Genomic DNA, 15,606 nt, shown 5'->3' on the forward strand with positions numbered 1-15,606 from the left:
GAGACATGGAGCTCACCACCGTCTGGTTCGCCGTGATCGCCTTCCTGTGGGTCGGGTACTTCGCACTCGAAGGATTTGACTTCGGCGTCGGCATGCTCATGCCCGTCCTCGCCCGCGACGACCGCGAGCGCCGCGTCATGATCAACACCATCGGTCCCGTCTGGGACGGCAACGAGGTCTGGGTGCTGGTCGCCGGTGGCGCCACCTTCGCCGCCTTCCCGGAGTGGTACGCCTCGCTGTTCAGCGGCTTCTACCTGCCCCTGCTGCTGATCCTGCTCGCGCTGATCGTGCGCGGTCTCGCCTTCGAGTACCGCCACCAGCGCCCCGACGCCTCCTGGCAGGCCTGGTGGGACCGCGCCATCATCGTCGGCTCGTTCGTGCCGGCGGTGCTGTGGGGAGTCGCCTTCGCCAACCTCGCCCGCGGCGTGCCGATGGACGCCGACCACGAGGTCACCGCCTCGCTGCTCGACCTGCTCAACCCGTTCGCGCTGCTCGGCGGCGCCGTGACGCTGCTGCTCTTCCTCACCCACGGCGCGATGTTCACCGCGCTCAAGACCGACGGCGAGATCCGCCACCGTGCCCGGGCTCTCGCCGTCCGGTTCGGCATCGCGGCTGCCGTCGCCGCCGTGGCGTTCCTGGTCTGGGCGCAGGCGATCACCGGGACGCCGGTCTCGGCCGTCGTCTTCGCCGCGGCGGCCGTCGCGCTGCTGCTGGCGGTTGCCGCCGCCTCACGCGGGCGCGAGGGCTGGGCGTTCGCCGGCACGTTCGTCACGATCGCGCTCGCCGTCGCCGGGCTCTTCGTCGCCATGTTCCCCGACGTGCTGCCGTCGACCACCGACGCCGCCTACTCGTTGACCACGACCAACGCGGCCGCGACGCCGTACACCCTGCAGATCATGACGTGGGTCGCCGCGGTCTTCACCCCGCTGGTGATCGGCTACCAGGCCTGGTCGTACTGGGTGTTCCGCAAGCGCATCGCCGTCCACCACATCCCGACCGACGAGCTGGCGCACGCGTGAGGGCCCTCGACCGGCGGGTCCTCCCCCACCTGCGGCCCGCCCGGTGGCCGCTGGGCGTGGTCGTGGCCGCCAACGTGGTCGCCGCGCTGCTCGTCGTGGCGCAGGCCTTCGCGGTCGCGGCGCTCGTGGTGGCGCTCGTCGCCGACGGGTCGTGGACGACGCCCGCGGTCGCGGTCGTGGCGGTCATGGCCGCCCGGGCCGCGACGTCGGTCGTCGTCGACGTCGCCGCCGCCCGCGCCGCCACCCGGGTCGGCTCGCACCTGCGGCACACGGTGGTCTCGTCGGCCCTGCGCCTGGACGCCGGCGCGCTCGCCCGGCACCGGGTCGGCGAGCTCGGGCTCCTCGCGACCCGCGGTGTCGCCGCCGTCGAGCCGTACCTCACGCGGTACCTGCCGGCGCTCGTGCTCGCGGGCGTGCTGCCCGTCCTGACCCTCGTCGCCATCGCCACCCAGGACCTGTGGGCCGCGCTGGTCGTCGTCCTCACGCTGCCGCTGGTGCCGCTGTTCGCGGCGCTGATCGGCCTGACGACCCAGGAGCGTGTCGACCGGCAGTGGCGCCTGCTCGGCCAGCTGTCGGGGCACTTCGTCGACGTCGTCCGCGGCCTGCCGACGCTGGTCGCCCACCGGCGCGCCCGGGCGCAGTCGGCCCAGGTGGCCGGGGTCACCGATCGCTACCGCCGCGCCAACCGCGACGTGCTGCGCCTGGCGTTCGCGTCGTCCGCGGCGCTCGAGCTGATCGCGACGCTCTCGGTGGCGCTGGTCGCGGTGCTGGTCGGGCTGCGTCTGGCTGCCGGTGGCCTCGACCTCGAGACCGCGCTCGTCGTCCTGCTGCTGGCGCCGGAGGCGTACTGGCCGCTGCGGCGTGTCGGCGCGGAGTTCCACGCCGCCGCCGAGGGGACGGCGACGTTCGAGGCGATCCACGAGCTCACCTCGCGCGCGGTGGTCGAGCCGGTGGTGGCCAGTGGGCCGCTGACCCTGGTCGAGACCGAGGTGACGTGGCCCGGACGCGACCAGCCCGCCGTCGGCCCGGTCTCGCTCTCGTTCCCCGAGCGGGGCCTGGTCGCCTTGACCGGACCGTCGGGGAGCGGCAAGTCGACGCTGCTCGCCGCCCTCGCCGGCGAGGTGCCGGTCTCGGCCGGCGTGCTGCGGGTGCCCGCCGCCGACGTCACGTCGTGGCGGACCTCGGTCGCACTGCTCGAGCAGCGCCCCTGGCTGCTCGACGCGACCGTGGCCGTCAACGTCCGCCTCGGGCGGCCGTCGGCGACCGCCGCCGAGGTCGCCACCGCGCTGCGCCGGGTCGGGCTCGACGTGGCGCCCGACCACCGGCTCTCCGAGGACGGCGCCGGCCTCTCGGCCGGCCAGCGCGCGCGTCTCGCGCTCGCCCGGGTGCTCGTCTCCGACCGGCCCTACGTGCTGCTCGACGAGCCGACCGCGCACCTCGACCACGCCACCGAGGCGCTGGTGCTCGACGTCGTCCGCGACCTGGCACGCACGCGGTGCGTGGTCGTGGTCGCGCACCGCGACGCCGTCGTCGAGGCCGCTGACGTCGTCGTCCCGCTGCCGGCCCGCGCCAGGCGCCCGGTGCCGCCGGGTGGGGGTCGTGTGCCCGAGGCCGGTCCCCGGACGGGTGCCAGGCACACGACCCCCACCACCGACGACGACACACCGGTCGCGACCGCGCGCACCCGGCTGCGGCTGGCCGGCGCGGTGGTGCTAGCGGTGCTCGCCGCGACGTCGGGCGTGGCCCTGACCGCCACCGCCGGCTGGCTCATCGTGCGCTCGTCGGAGCACCCGCCGGTGCTGATGCTGATGGTCGCGATCGTCGGTGTGCGCACGTTCGGGCTGGCCCGGCCGGTGCTGCGCTACGTCGAGCGGCTGATCACCCACGACGTCGCCCTGCGTGAGCTCGCCCGGCGCCGGGTCGAGGTCTACGACGCCCTCGTGCCGCTGGTGCCCGGCCGGCTCGGGGGTTCCGGACGGCGACGCGGCGAGGTGCTGGCCGCCGTCGTCGACGACGTCGACGCCGAGGTCGACGACCTCGTGCGGGTGCGCCTGCCCCTGCTCACCTGGCTGGGCACGACGGTGCTCGTCACGCTGTTGGCCGTGCTGTTCGATCCTGCGGCCGCGCTGGTGCTCGCCGCCGTCGGGCTGGTCGCCGGGGCCGTGGCGCTCGCCCTCGGCCTGATCGGCAGTCGTCGTCACGGTGCCCGACGCGTCGCGGCCCGTGCCGCCGTCTCCGACCGGGTGCTGGCTGCCCTGCAGGACGCACGGCCGCTGGTGCGCTGGCAGGCCACCGACGACGCGCTGGTGGCGATCGACGCCGCCGGCGAGGCGCAGTCGAGGGGCACTCGAGGCACGGCGGCCTGGCTCGCCGCGGCCCGGGCCTGGCCGGTGCTGGTCGGCGGGGTCGGGATGGTCGCCGTCGCCGCGGTGTCGCTCGGCCACGTCTCGGGCCCGGTGCTCGCGCTGCTCGTGCTCGCCCCGCTCGCGCTCGCCGAGGTCGCCGCTCCGGCGGCCGACGCCGGCGCGCTGCGCCACGAGACCCGGGCAGCGACGACACGCCTCGACGCGCTCGGGGCGGCGCCGCCCGCCGTCGTCGACCCCGCACACCCGACCGACCTGCCGCCCGGCTCCACCGTGCTGCTGCGCGAGGTCACCGCCGCCTGGGACGACGCCCCGGCACTCCGGCCGACCTCGCTGGAGGTGGCACCCGGGCGTGCGGTCGGTGTGGTCGGGCCGTCCGGGTGCGGCAAGTCGACGCTCGCCGCGGTGCTGGTGCGGTTCCTCGCGCCGGCCTCGGGCGAGCACCGCCTCGGCGGCGTCGACGTCGCACACCTGGCCGCCGACGACGTCCGCCGCCGGGTGGGGCTGCTCGACGACGACCCCTACCTGTTCGCGACGAGCCTGTTGGAGAACGTCCGGCTCGCCCGCCCCGGCGCGAGCGACGCCGACGTCGACGCCGCGCTGCGCGCCGCCCAGCTCGGACCGTGGCTCGACGAGCTGCCGGACGGCGTCCGCACGCGGCTCGGCGACGGGGCGGCCGCCGTCTCCGGCGGTGAGCGGGCCCGGATCGGCCTGGCCCGCCTGCTGCTGGCCGAGCACGACGTGCTGGTGCTCGACGAGCCGACCGCGCACCTCGACCACGCCACGGCGGACGCCGTGTCCGACCATCTGCTGGCGCTGCGGGAGGCCGGTCGTGGCCTCGTGTGGATCACCCACACCGCCCACGGGCTCGACCGGGTCGACGCCGTCCTGGACCTGGCGGCCCCGGGACGCACGTCGGCCCGCCTCCAGCAGGAGACGGGCCGACGTCAGGATGCGCTCAGCTGAGCCAGGTCACGAACCCCTGGTCAGTTGACCCGGATCTTCATCGTGGTGCCGTTCTGCTCGAGCACCCGGATCTTCACACCGGCTCCGGCCGTCTTGACGCCGACCCGCGGCAGACCGCCGTCGACGAACGGCTGGTAGTAGCGGTTCGGGTTGGAGTCGTCGAACAGCGGGACGGCGTCGGCGCCCCGGATGTAGCTGGGCTTGCCGTTGACGCTCAGGTTGAACGAGTCGGACTTCTGCAGACCGAACGGCGCGTCGTAGTTCTGGATGCGTCCGCGCCACGCCTGGCCCTCGAGGTTGTAGTTGACTCGCGGGTTGGCGTCGATCGGCAGGATCAGGCCGCTACCGGGGTGCTGGCTGGTGTTGTTGTCGCTGTAGGAGGTGTCCCAGTAGGTGACGAGCAGGCCGTCCTGGTACGGGAAGTGCTCGGCGTAGTCGGGCCGGGCCGGGTCGCCGAAGTTGTACGGACCCGTCTGCAGGTACTTGTCCCACGAGACGTAGCTGCGGTTGCTTGCCAGGTAGAACTGGTCGAACGCCGTCGAGAACGACGCACCGACCGAGGTGAACCCGCTCAGCGTCCAGCCGTTGGGCGAGGTCTCGGCACCGTCGTCGAGCACGACCGTGCTGCCCGAGACGATCTTGATCTCGTCGACCAGGATGCCGCTCCAGCCCAGGCTGGGGTCCTGACCGCGGACGGCGCCGTCGGTGGAGTAGCGCACGCGCAGGCCGATGCTCTTGCCGGCGTAGGGGGCGAGGTCGACGCTCAGCGGCTTGTAGGTGGCGCTGAGACCGTCGATGCCGTTCTCGGCCGCGCTGCCGGTGTCGGGGTCGACCGAGGTGGTCGGCACCGACGTCCAGGTGCCGCTACCGGCGGGGTCCTGGACCTCGACGAAGGCGTAGTCGTAGTCCTCCTCGATGTTGTAGGCCACCTTGGCGGTGAGCGTGCCTCCGGCGGCCGGGACGGCGACGGTGCGGCTCATGGTCGCGGTGTAGCCGTCGCCGGCGCCGCTCCACCACTGCTTGCTGCCGGCCGAGGGCGCGGGCAGCGAGGTCGAGACCTGCTTGTCGGGCAGGACGACGGTGACCGCCTGCGCCTTGGCCGAGTTGTACTCGTGCGGGCCGAGCTCGAGGGTGCGGTTCTGGCCGGCGACCACGGTCTCGTAGTCGAGCCAGCCGAGCTGCAGCTTGTCCCACGCGCCGAGGTCGGCGGCACGGGTGCCGAGACCCTGGTCGCCGGCGGCGGAGACGCGGCTCTGGGCCATGATCGTCCACCAGCTGACCGGGTTGTCGCCGCTGGCGGCGGTGTCGTAGTGGTCGGGCAGGCCGAGGTCGTGGCCGTACTCGTGCGCGACGACCGACAGGCCGCCGTTCTCGGGCTGGATGGTGTAGTCACCCATCCAGATGCCCGTGCCGGGGATCTGGATGCCGCCGAGCTTGTTGTCGGCCGGGCCGGTGCGGCCCTGGTCGCCGTAGCGGGCGTACCAGCGGTGGCTCCAGATGGCGTCCTCGCCGTAGATCGGGTCGCCGTCGGCCTCGTCGCCACCGGCGTGGATGATCTGGAAGCGGTCGATGTAGCCGTCGGGCTCGTTGAAGTTGCCGTCGCCGTCGAAGTCGTAGCGGTCCTGCTGGTCGTAGGTGGCGAGCAGCTTCTTGATCTGCGCGTCGGTCTTGCCGGCCGTCTTCTGGTCGGCCACCCACTGCTTCATGCCGTCTTCGAGCAGGGCCCAGGTGTTGGAGCACACGTTGGAGGTGACGGTGCAGGACGCGCCCTCGAAGGTGCCGTTGAACGGGCGGCCGTAGCGGGCCTCGTTGTAGGGCACCTTGACGAAGGCGGTGACGTCGCCGTCGACGCTGTAGCGACCCGAGGACTGCTTCTCGTAGTAGGTCTTGAGCGACTCGACGCCCTTGCCCTCACCGAAGTAGAGGTCGCGGTAATACTTCTTGGTGTACTTCTTCTGCCAGCCGGTGCTGTTGTCGTCGGGGCCCGGCTTGGGGATCTCGTTGAAGGCCGGACCGTCGAACTTGACCGGGCCCTCCTTGGCGGGGTCGACGTCGGCGTCGGGGAAGTCGGGGTGCCGCTGGTTGCCGAACTCGACGAGCAGCACGAAGACCCGGTCGGTGCCCTCGTTCTCCAGCTGGACGTACTGGTCCTGCTTGGCGGCGGCGCCGCGGGTGCCGCGCTGACCGTTGGCCGAGGCGGCCGACTGCTCACGGCCGGTCTTGACGACGGTCGTGCCGTTGACCTGCTGCGGGGTGGCCGCGCCGCTGATCACGTCGGCGACGGCCTGCTCGCGCAGCGCCGTCTGCTTGTCGCTGAGCGGGTTGGGCATCACGTGGGTGCCGGCCTCCGAGGAGGCCTCGTCGGGACCCGCCGTGCCTGCCGAGCCGATCGGGCTCGCCGAGGCGACCGGGACGGCGGTGGACGCCCCGGGAATCATCAGCGCCAGGCCCGTCACCGAGGTGACCAAGCCGAGCGCGAGCGTAGTTCTGCGCACGCGTACGTACCTTCCAATCCGAGAATCCGAGGAACCGAGAATTCGAGAGTGCCGGCACGTCGGGGAGAGGTCTCCCCCTGCGACCAACCTCTCGACACTAAGCCGATCCCGGCTCTCCTGGGAAGGAGTTCAAGGTCAAATCTCTGCAACGGTGTCGGCCCGCCGCGGGAAATCCTCAGGCCTCGACGACCACCGGGATGATCATCGGACGCCGGCGGTGCTTGCCGCTCACCCAGCGCCCGACCGTGCGGCGCACGGTCTGCTGCAGCTGGTGGGTGTCGGTGGTGCCGTCGGCCAGGGCGGCGTTGAGCGCGTCGACGATCGAGGGCTTGACGGCGTCGAAGACGGAGTCGTCCTCGGCGAAGCCCCGCGCGTGGATCTCCGGCCCGGCGCTGACCTTGCCGGAGACCGAGTCGACGACGACGATGACCGAGATGAAGCCCTCCTCGCCGAGGATGCGGCGGTCCTTCAGGTCGGCCTCGGTGATGTCGCCGACCGACTGGCCGTCGACGAAGACGTAGCCGCACTCGACCTTGCCGACGATCGAGGCGACGCCGTCGACCAGGTCGACCACGACGCCGTCCTCGGCCACCACGACGTTCTCGACGCCGGTGGCGCGGGCGAGCTCGGCGTTGGCCAGCATGTGTCGGATCTCGCCGTGCACCGGCAGCACGTTGCGGGGCTGCACGATGTTGTAGCAGTAGAGCAGCTCGCCGGCCGAGGCGTGCCCCGAGACGTGCACGTGCGCGTTGCCCTTGTGCACGACGTTGGCGCCCCAGCGGGCGAGGCCGTTGATGACCCGGTAGACGGCGTTCTCGTTGCCGGGGATGAGGCTCGAGGCGAGCAGGACGGTGTCGCCGTCCTCGATGTGCACGAAGTTGTGGTTGCGCTGCGCGATGCGGCTGAGTGCGCTCATCGGCTCGCCCTGGCTGCCGGTGGAGATCAGCACCTGGCGCTCGGGTGGCAGGTCGGCGAGCTCCTTGGCGTCGACGAGCGTGCCTCCGGGCACCGTGAGGTAGCCGAGGTCGCGGGCGATGCCCATGTTGCGCACCATCGAGCGGCCGACGTAGGCGACCTTGCGGTTGTTGGCCACGGCGGCGTCGAGCACCTGTTGCACGCGGTGCACGTGCGAGGCGAAACAGGCCACGATGATGCGCTGCTTGGAGTCACGGAAGACCTGGTCGATGACCGGGGTGATCGACTTCTCCGACGGCGTGAAGCCCGGCGTCTCGGCGTTGGTGGAGTCGGTGAGGAAGAGGTCGACGCCCTCGTCGCCGAGGCGGGCGAAGGCCCGCAGGTCGGTGATGCGGCCGTCGAGCGGCAGCTGGTCCATCTTGAAGTCGCCGGTGTGCAGCACGGTGGCCGTGCCGGTGCGGATGACGACGGCGAGCGCGTCTGGGATGGAGTGGTTGACCGCCACGAACTCCAGCTCGTAGGGCCCGAGCAGGAGCTTCTGGCCCTCCTTCACCTTGTGGTGCACGGTCTCGCGCAGCCGGTGCTCGCGCAGCTTGCTGTCGAGCAGCGCGAGGGTGAGCTCGGACCCGACCAGCGGGATGTCGGGGCGCTCGCGCAGCAGGTAGGGCGTGGCGCCGATGTGGTCCTCGTGGCCGTGGGTGAGCACCAGCGCCTCGACGTCGGCCAGGCGGTCACGGATGGGCCCGAAGTCGGGCAGGATCAGGTCGACGCCCGGCTGGTGGTCCTCGGGGAAGAGCACCCCGCAGTCGACGATGAGCAGCCGGCCGGCGTACTCGAAGACGGTCATGTTGCGGCCGACCTCGCCCAGACCGCCGATCGGGATGACGCGCAGCCCGCCCTTCGGCAGCGTCGGGGGCGCGGACAGCTCGGGGTGCGGGTGCGACAAGGGGTGTTCCTAACCGAGTCTCGTGCAGGGGTGAGGGTTCAGAGGAGGCCCGACGCGTCGAGGCCGGCCCGCAGGGCGGCCACCTCGTCGTCGTCGAGCTCGACGAGCGGCGAGCGCACCCGGCGGTTGTCGAGCACGCCGAGCAGCTCGAGGGCCGCCTTGGCCGTGGTGGCGCCGTAGTTGGGCACGCCCATGATCGCGGCGAACGCGGGCAGCAGGCGCTGGTAGATCGCCAGGGCGCCGGCGTGGTCGCCGGACTGGAAGGTGCTGATCATCCGGGCGATCTCGGTGCCGGCCGCGTGGCCGGCCACCGAGACGACACCGCAGGCGCCGTGGGCCAGGAAGCCGAGGGTGTTGACGTCGTCGCCGGAGTAGAGGGCGTAGCCGAGCTGGGTGATGCGGGCGGCGCGCGGAAAGTCGCCGAGGGCGTCCTTGACCGCGACGACCTGCTCCCACCCGGCCATCTGCTCGTAGGAGGCGAGGTCGATGGCGCTGCCGGTGCGTCCGGGGACGTCGTAGAGCATCACCGGCAGCTCGGCGGCGTCGACGACCTGACGGAAGTGGTGCAGGATTCCCCGCTGGCCGGGCTTGTTGTAGTAAGGCGTGACGAGCAGGATGCCGTCGGCGCCACACTTGCGCGCCTGCTGCGCGAGCCAGATCGAGGTGCTGGTGTCGTTGGTGCCCACGCCCGCGACGAGGTGGACGTCGGGGCCGACGGCCTCGCGGACGGCGGTGAGCGTCTCGCCGTCCTCCTCCTTCGTGGTGGTCGGCGACTCGCCCGTGGTGCCCGAGACGACCAGGCCGTCGTGCCCGTGGGCGACGAGGTGGCGCGCGATGCCCTGGGTGGCCTCGAGGTCGACCGAGCCGTCGGGTGCGAACGCCGTGGCCATCGCGGTGAGCACGGTGCCGAACGGAGCGCTCTGGGTCATGGGACCAGGCTATCCGCCCCGGACCGGGGACAGGGCGTCGGCACGTCGCCGGGGCCACCCGGACGCCGGCGCCACCCGGGGCCGTTCGACGGCATGACGCGTTCCGCCGGTGCGCCGGCCCGGGTGGCAGGCTGCAGCGGGCTCACACGTGCGGTGCGACCTCCGCGGCGACGAGGTCGAGGTGGTCGAGGTCGGCGAGGTCGAGCACCTGCAGGTAGGTGCGCTGCGAGCCGGTGGCGGCGAAGCGCTGCAGCGCCTCGACGGCCTGCGCCGGCGTGCCCGCGACCCCCGTCTCGAGCAGCTCCTGCGGGTCGCGGGAGATGGCCTCGGCGCGGCGCCGGAACTCGGCCTCGTCGGCGCCGACGCAGACGACGAGCGCGTTCGACCACACCATCGTCGCCGGGTCGCGGTCGATCGCCTCGCAGGCCGCGGCGACGCGCTGGACCTGCTCCCGCGTGGTCGCGGCGTCGGCGAACGGCAGGTTGAACTCGTCGGCGTAGCGGGCGGCGAGCTCGGGCGTGCGCTTCTTGCCGCGTCCGCCGATGATCACCGGCGGCTTGGCCTGGTGCGGCTTCGGCAGGCCGGGGCTCTCGGTCACCGGGTAGTAGGTGCCCTCGTGGGTGAAGGTGCCGTCGCTGCCCCAGAGCCCGGTGATGACGGCGAGCTGCTCCTCGAAGCGGTCGAAGCGCTCCCCCGTCGACGGGAACGGGATGCCGTAGGCGGTGTGCTCGGCCTCGAACCAGCCCGCCCCGATGCCGAGCTCGACCCGCCCGCCGCTCATCTGGTCGACGCCGGCGACGGTGATCGCCAGCGGCCCCGGCAACCGGAAGGTGGCGCTGGTCATCAGCGTGCCGAGCCGGATCGTGGTGGTGTCGCGCGCGAGCCCGGCGAGCGTCGTCCAGGCGTCGGTGGGGCCGGGCAGGCCGTCACCGCCCATCGCGAGGTAGTGGTCGGAGCGGAAGAACGCGCCGAAGCCGAGCTGCTCGGCGCGCAGCGCCACCGCGAGGAGGTCGTCGTAGGTCGCGCCCTGCTGGGGCTCGGTGAAGATGCGCAGGTCCATGGCCCCAGCCTGGCAGGCGCGGTCGTCCGGGCTCGCCGAGCCCCCGGCCGGCGTCAGCGGGGCTCGTGGACCCGCTCGTACCAGACGCGGTCGTAGCCCTCGAACCGCTCGCGGTCGGCCTCGGCCCACAGCGAGGGGTCGATGCGCGGGAAGAACACGTCTCCCTCGGGCTCGAGCGGGATCTCGCTGATGACGAGCTCGCTCGCCAGGCCCATCGCGGCGGCGTAGACCTGGGCGCCACCGGCGACGATGACCTCGCCCTCGGGCACCAGCGCCGCCTTGCCGAGGGCGGCCTCGAAGCTGCGGGCCACGCGCACCTCGGGGTGGCCGGGGTCGAAGCCGGGGTCGCGGGTGAGCACGATCGTCGTGCGGTCGGGCAGCGGCCGGCCGATGGACTCGTAGGTCGTGCGGCCCATGACCAGCACGTGACCGACGGTGAGCTTCTTGAACTCGGCCTGCTCGCCCGGCACCCGCCAGGGGATGTCGGGCCCGTGACCGATCACGCCGTTGCGCGCGACCGCGGCGACGAGGAGGACCCGCTTCACGCCGTGAGCCCCGCGTCGGGGACGACGCCCAGCAGCCGGTCGCGCAGGGCGACGAGCTCGCCGACGGCCTCGACGAACCGGGAGGTGCTCTCGCCGACCTGGACGTCGTCGAAGTAGTGGTGGCGCATGGCGACCCGGGCCAGGTGGTGCTCGTCGACGTCGAGCCGGGCGGCGAGCAGGTCGCGCAGGCCGTCGACGGTGGTGGCGTCGACGACGTCGGCGCAGCGGCTGACGGGCACGTCGAGCCGCAGCCGGTCGCCGTCGAGGTGGGGGTCGGTGATGAAGATGGGCTTCTCGTTGCGCAGGTAGAGCCAGTCGAGGCCGACCGAGGAGACGTCGGTGATCATCGCGTCGCAGACCGGCATGACGGCGAGGATGTCGCCGGCGACGATCGCGAGGTGGCCGGCGTCGGGCTCGCGCTCCTGGGCATCGGCCACCTTGCCGAGCAGGTCGCGGTGGGCGTCGCGGATGTCGGGCCGTCGGCTCGTGGTGATCTTCGGGTGCGGCTTGTAGACCAGCCGGGCGTCGGGCACGGCCAGGACGGCGTCGACGATCTCGCGGCCGAGCGCGGCGACGGAGGTGTAGTCGTTCCAGTCGGCGTCGCCCTCCCACGTGGGGGCGTAGAGCACGGTGCGGCGTCCGGTCTCGTCGACGAGGGCCTCGGTGCGCAGGTCGAGCTGCGGCCGGCCGATGCGCACCAACCGGGCGGCGTCGAACTCCATCAACGCGGCGGTGTGCCGCTGGACGGCGGCCTCACCCGCGACGAAGACACGGTCGTAGGCCTTGGCGTTGTTGCTGGCCATCGACTGCTTGTCGGACTCGCCGTGGTTGATGTGCGCGTGCAGCATGCGGGCGTCGACGAGCGACTGGAAGTTGGCCGGGCTGTTGTTGACGTAGAGCGCGACCTTGGCGTCCAGCTCGCCGTACAGCTCGGAGAGCTCGTTGAACCCCGGGACGAGGCGGATCGGCAGCGCGGTGCGCCGCGCGACGACGTCGGCCGAGGCCGGGTCGCGCAGCACCAGCGCCACCGGGTGCTGCTGGTCGAGCAGCTCGAGCACCGGCAGCCACTGCACGAGCTGGTAGGTACGGGTCGGGTCGTCGGCGAAGTAGGCGACGACGGAGACCTCGGACACACCTCGATCCTAGTGTTCGGCCCGTCGCGCGGACACCGAGGTGCCCGGTGAGCGCCTCGGCGGTCTGCCTTGCTTCTCAGGGACTGTTCGCGCCTCTCAGGTGTTGCAACGCCCGGGAACGTCAGGAACACCCGGTGCACCGGGTGTTCGTGGGGCGGGTGGGGCAGCAGCGGCGTCGCGCGGTCAGACGGCGATCGGTGCCTTGATGCCCGGGTGCGGGTCGTAGCCCTCGACGGCGAGGTGCTCGAGGTCGAAGGCGGCGAGGTCGGTGACCGACGGGTCGAGCACGAGCCGCGGCAGGGGCCGGGGCTCGCGGGTCAGCTGGAGCCGCGCCTGGTCGAGGTGGTTGGTGTAGAGGTGGGCGTCGCCCAGCGTGTGCACGAAGTCGCCGACCTCGAGCCCGGTCACCTGGGCGACCATGTGGGTCAGCAGCGCGTAGGAGGCGATGTTGAACGGCACGCCGAGGAAGACGTCGGCCGAGCGCTGGTAGAGCTGGCACGAGAGCCGGCCGTCGGCCACGTAGAACTGGAACATCGTGTGGCACGGCGCGAGCGCCATCTGCGGGATGTCGGCGACGTTCCAGGCCGAGACGACGTGACGACGCGAGTCGGGGTCGGCGCGCAGCTGCTCGACCACCTGGGCGATCTGGTCGACGTGGTGGCCGTCGGGGGTCGGCCACGACCGCCACTGGTAGCCGTAGACCGGCCCGAGGTCGCCGTCGGCGTCGGCCCACTCGTCCCAGATCGTCACGCCACGGTCCTGCAGCCACTTGACGTTGGTGTCGCCACGCAGGAACCACAGCAGCTCGGCGAAGACCGACCGCGTGTGGATCTTCTTGGTGGTCACCAGCGGGAAGCCCTCGGTGAGGTCGAAGCGCATCTGGTGCCCGAAGACCGACAGCGTGCCGGTGCCGGTGCGGTCGCCCTTGGCGACGCCGTCGTCGAGGATCCGCTGGACCAGGTCGAGGTAGGCGCGCACGGGACCAGGCTAGTCGCCCAGGCCGACGGTGCCGGTGATCGTCGTCGACGTGTCACCGCCGACCCAGACCTCACCGCCCCCACCCGTCACGTGGACCCTCCCGCGTCGCTGCAGCACCGTGCCCTGCGACGCGACGTAGGACGACGGCAGCACCCGACCGCCGAGCCATTGCGCGATCCCGGCGTTGAGGCTGCCGGTGACGGGGTCCTCGAAGCCGTCGTAGAAGGCCCGCACCTCGACCGCGCACCCGTCGTGGCCGTCGGTGCCCTCGGGGTAGGGCCCCACCACGCCCGCCTTGAGCCCACCGAACCCGACGCCCGGCCGGCAGGCGAGCACCGCCTCGGCCGAGCGCAGCAGGACGCCGGTCCAGCCCGGGCCGTTGTCGATCCAGGCGGCGTCGACGACGTCGTCGTCGGCGATGCCGAGCGCGGCGACGATCGTGGCGAGGTCGGCGTCGTCGACCGGCCCGGAACGCACCAGAGGCGGGGCCCGGAACGCGAGCCGCTCGCCGCGACGCACGGTCACCAGCCCCGCACCGCACTCCTGCACGAGGTCGTCGCCGCGCGGCACTCCCCCGGCCTCGAGCCAGGCGTGGGCCGAGCCGAGGGTCGGGTGTCCGGCGAACGGCAGCTCGCCGGTCGGTGTGAAGATGCGCAGCCGGTAGTCGGCCTCGGGTGTGGTCGGGGCGAGCAGGAACGTCGTCTCGGACAGGTTGGTCCACCGTGCGAACGCCGCCATCTGCTCACTGCTGACGCCGTCGGCGTCGTGGACGACGGCGACCGGGTTGCCGAGCAGGGGCAGGTGCGAGAAGACGTCGACCTGGCGGAACGGCAGCGAGACCGTCACGGGTGCAGCGACATCGGCCCGTAGACCCGCCGCTCGTGCTCGAACAGCACGACCTGGTCGACCCCGGCGGCGGCGAGGTCGGTGAACACCTCGCCGACCCACGACTCGGCGTCGGCCTGGCTGGCGAAGCGCTGGTCGGCCAGCTCGCCCTCGACGGCGACCTCGGTGCCGTCAGCGGTCTCGAGCCGCCACAGCCACGGCAGGTCGGACGGCGCCGGGCGGCGGAAGGTCGAGGGCTGCTCGGGCAGGTTCATGCTCACGACCCCCGCACCGAGGTGTCGACGAACGGCAGCGGCCGCACCTGGAACAGCTCCCGGCGTCCGCGGACGTCGACGCCGACCTGCGCCTCGGGGTTGACCACGCTCGCGACGAGCGCGAGGGCGATGCCCTTCTTCAGCGTCGGCGAGAACGTGCCGGAGGTGATCTCGCCGAGCAGGACGTCGGGCACGAGGCTGACCGACATGTGCGGGCGCGGGATCGCGCGGCCGAGCGACTCGAGGGCGACGAGCCGTCGCCTCGGCCCGGCCTCCTTCTCGGCGACGAGCGCGTCGCGTCCCCAGAAGGCGTCCTTCTTCCAGCCGACGGCCCAGCCGAGGCGGGCCTCGTTGGGGGTGACGTCGATCCGGATGTCCTGGCCGTGGAGGGGGTAGCCCATCTCGGTGCGCAGGGTGTCGCGGGCGCCGAGGCCGCACGGCACGAGACCGTGCGGGGCGCCGGCGTTGAGCAGGGCGTCGAACAGCGCGACGCCCACGGTGTCGGGCGCGACCAGCTCGTAGCCGCGCTCGCCGGTGTAGCCGGTGCGGCAGACGGTGACCGTGCTGCCCTCGAAGTCGGCCTCGACGAAGCTCATGTAGTCGTGGCCCGTGGGCAGGCCGACGGCGGCGAGCACCTCGTCGGAGCGGGGGCCCTGGACGGCGAGCACGACGAAGTCACGGTGCTGGTCGGTGACCTCGACGCCCTCGGGCGCGGCGGCTCGGAGGCGGCGCACGACCTCGGCGGTGTTGGCGGCGTTGGGGATGAGGAAGACGTGCTCGTCGTCGCGGTAGTAGGCGATGAGGTCGTCGACGATGCCGCCGGTCTCGTCGTCGCAGCACAACGTGTACTGCGCCTGGCCGGGGCCGATCTTGGCGAGGTCGTTCGACAGGGTCGCGTTGACCAGCGCGGCGGCCCCGGGACCGGTGACGGCGGCCTTGCCGAGGTGGCTGACGTCGAAGACGCCGACGGCCGTGCGCACCGCGGTGTGCTCCTCGACGACGCCGGAGTACTGCAGGGGCATCGTCCAGCCCCCGAAGTCGGCGAACTTGGCGCCGAGCTCGACGTGCCGGTCGTGCAGGGGCGAGCGCAACGGGGCGGGCGGCAGTGAGTCCTCGGACATGCGCCCGAACCTACCCTCGCCGACGCGCCCGCGGCC

At 72.7% G+C, this 15,606-nt stretch carries 12 protein-coding genes; 2 read left to right on the forward strand and 10 right to left on the reverse strand.

The window, feature by feature from the left end:
* Nucleotides 1-5 precede the first annotated feature (5 nt).
* Nucleotides 6-1,019 carry a cytochrome d ubiquinol oxidase subunit II gene (gene cydB / locus ABFT23_RS17260; protein ID WP_347897390.1) on the forward strand — a complete coding sequence of 338 codons (1,014 nt, stop codon included), beginning with the start codon at nucleotides 6-8 and terminating at the stop codon, nucleotides 1,017-1,019.
* On the forward strand, nucleotides 1,016-4,348 hold the full coding sequence (gene cydD / locus ABFT23_RS17265; RefSeq protein ID WP_347897392.1) for a thiol reductant ABC exporter subunit CydD: 3,333 nt from the start codon (nucleotides 1,016-1,018) through the stop codon (nucleotides 4,346-4,348). Before cydB ends, cydD begins: the two co-directional genes overlap by 4 nt.
* A gap of 20 nt (nucleotides 4,349-4,368) precedes the next feature.
* On the opposite strand, the gene ABFT23_RS17270 is transcribed toward cydD, so the two are convergent.
* The 10 genes from ABFT23_RS17270 to gcvT form a co-directional block, all read right to left on the reverse strand.
* Nucleotides 4,369-6,843, reverse strand: a complete 2,475-nt coding sequence (locus ABFT23_RS17270) for an immune inhibitor A domain-containing protein (RefSeq protein WP_347897394.1) — start codon at nucleotides 6,841-6,843, stop codon at nucleotides 4,369-4,371.
* A 175-nt stretch (nucleotides 6,844-7,018) separates the two neighbouring features.
* On the reverse strand, nucleotides 7,019-8,704 hold the full coding sequence (locus tag ABFT23_RS17275) for a ribonuclease J (protein ID WP_347897396.1): 1,686 nt from the start codon (nucleotides 8,702-8,704) through the stop codon (nucleotides 7,019-7,021).
* A gap of 38 nt (nucleotides 8,705-8,742) precedes the next feature.
* Nucleotides 8,743-9,633, reverse strand: a complete 891-nt coding sequence (gene dapA / locus ABFT23_RS17280) for a 4-hydroxy-tetrahydrodipicolinate synthase (protein WP_347897398.1) — start codon at nucleotides 9,631-9,633, stop codon at nucleotides 8,743-8,745.
* A 142-nt stretch (nucleotides 9,634-9,775) separates the two neighbouring features.
* Nucleotides 9,776-10,693, reverse strand: a complete 918-nt coding sequence (locus tag ABFT23_RS17285; protein ID WP_347897400.1) for an LLM class F420-dependent oxidoreductase — start codon at nucleotides 10,691-10,693, stop codon at nucleotides 9,776-9,778.
* Between the two features lie 53 nt (nucleotides 10,694-10,746).
* Nucleotides 10,747-11,238 (reverse strand): dihydrofolate reductase, encoded by a 492-nt coding sequence (locus ABFT23_RS17290; RefSeq protein WP_347897402.1) that lies wholly within the window; start codon nucleotides 11,236-11,238, stop codon nucleotides 10,747-10,749.
* Nucleotides 11,235-12,371, reverse strand: coding sequence for a CDP-glycerol glycerophosphotransferase family protein (locus ABFT23_RS17295; RefSeq protein WP_347897404.1), 1,137 nt, complete (start codon nucleotides 12,369-12,371; stop codon nucleotides 11,235-11,237). The genes ABFT23_RS17290 and ABFT23_RS17295 overlap by 4 nt, the downstream gene beginning before the upstream one ends.
* A 183-nt stretch (nucleotides 12,372-12,554) precedes the next feature.
* Nucleotides 12,555-13,349 carry a thymidylate synthase gene (locus ABFT23_RS17300; protein ID WP_347897406.1) on the reverse strand — a complete coding sequence of 265 codons (795 nt, stop codon included), beginning with the start codon at nucleotides 13,347-13,349 and terminating at the stop codon, nucleotides 12,555-12,557.
* Between the two features lie 9 nt (nucleotides 13,350-13,358).
* Nucleotides 13,359-14,195 carry a PhzF family phenazine biosynthesis protein gene (locus tag ABFT23_RS17305; protein WP_347897407.1) on the reverse strand — a complete coding sequence of 279 codons (837 nt, stop codon included), beginning with the start codon at nucleotides 14,193-14,195 and terminating at the stop codon, nucleotides 13,359-13,361.
* Nucleotides 14,192-14,449 (reverse strand): hypothetical protein, encoded by a 258-nt coding sequence (locus tag ABFT23_RS17310; RefSeq protein ID WP_347897409.1) that lies wholly within the window; start codon nucleotides 14,447-14,449, stop codon nucleotides 14,192-14,194. Before ABFT23_RS17310 ends, ABFT23_RS17305 begins: the two co-directional genes overlap by 4 nt.
* 2 nt (nucleotides 14,450-14,451) lie before the next feature.
* Nucleotides 14,452-15,570, reverse strand: a complete 1,119-nt coding sequence (gene gcvT / locus ABFT23_RS17315) for a glycine cleavage system aminomethyltransferase GcvT (RefSeq protein ID WP_347897410.1) — start codon at nucleotides 15,568-15,570, stop codon at nucleotides 14,452-14,454.
* Nucleotides 15,571-15,606 lie beyond the last annotated feature (36 nt).

Source organism: Nocardioides secundeburneus (genome assembly GCF_039939255.1).
Taxonomy (GTDB): domain Bacteria; phylum Actinomycetota; class Actinomycetes; order Propionibacteriales; family Nocardioidaceae; genus Nocardioides.

What these genes read in the sequence shown, in the direction of transcription:
- cydB (WP_347897390.1), top strand. Translation starts at nt 6, where the DNA reads ATGGAGCTCACCACCGTCTGGTTCGCCGTGATCGCCTTCCTGTGGGTC.
- dapA (WP_347897398.1), bottom strand. Translation starts at nt 9,633, where the DNA reads ATGACCCAGAGCGCTCCGTTCGGCACCGTGCTCACCGCGATGGCCACG.
- ABFT23_RS17285 (WP_347897400.1), bottom strand. Translation starts at nt 10,693, where the DNA reads ATGGACCTGCGCATCTTCACCGAGCCCCAGCAGGGCGCGACCTACGAC.
- ABFT23_RS17310 (WP_347897409.1), bottom strand. Translation starts at nt 14,449, where the DNA reads ATGAACCTGCCCGAGCAGCCCTCGACCTTCCGCCGCCCGGCGCCGTCC.
- gcvT (WP_347897410.1), bottom strand. Translation starts at nt 15,570, where the DNA reads ATGTCCGAGGACTCACTGCCGCCCGCCCCGTTGCGCTCGCCCCTGCAC.